At 58.3% G+C, this 386-nt stretch carries 2 rRNA genes; both read right to left on the bottom strand.

Annotated features, from left to right (window positions below):
* Positions 1 to 7: 7 nt before the first annotated feature.
* Positions 8 to 124, bottom strand: a 5S ribosomal RNA gene (rrf, locus tag ON19_RS10425).
* Between the two features lie 134 nt (positions 125 to 258).
* Positions 259 to 386, bottom strand: a 23S ribosomal RNA gene (locus ON19_RS10420); the annotation flags it as partial.

The following is a 386-nucleotide window of genomic DNA, read 5'->3' as shown; positions in this document are numbered from 1 at the left end:
AAAGATGTTCCGGCGGTGTCCTACTCTCCCACACCCTGTCGAGTGCAGTACCATCGGCGCTGGCAGGCTTAGCTTCCGGGTTCGGAATGGGACCGGGCGTTTCCCTACCGCTATGGCCGCCGTAACTCTATGAAACTATCCACACCCCCCACACCCACCCCACGGTTCTCTCTCGACCGAGAGAGAAATCCCGTGGGGTGGGGGTGGGCGGTCTGTGTGTTGTTTCAGATACCGCACAGTGGACGCGTAGCAACCTTTGTTGGTAAGTCCTCGGCCGATTAGTACCGGTCACCTCCACACGTTACCGTGCTTCCAGTTCCGACCTATCAACCCCATGGTCTGTGGGGGGCCTTAACCACTCAAGGTGGTGAGAAACCTCATCTTGG

This window comes from Nocardia abscessus NBRC 100374 (assembly GCF_000308455.1).
GTDB lineage: Bacteria > Actinomycetota > Actinomycetes > Mycobacteriales > Mycobacteriaceae > Nocardia > Nocardia abscessus.
Note: the sequence above shows the minus strand (reverse complement) of the source record. Positions and strands in the feature narration are given on the sequence as shown.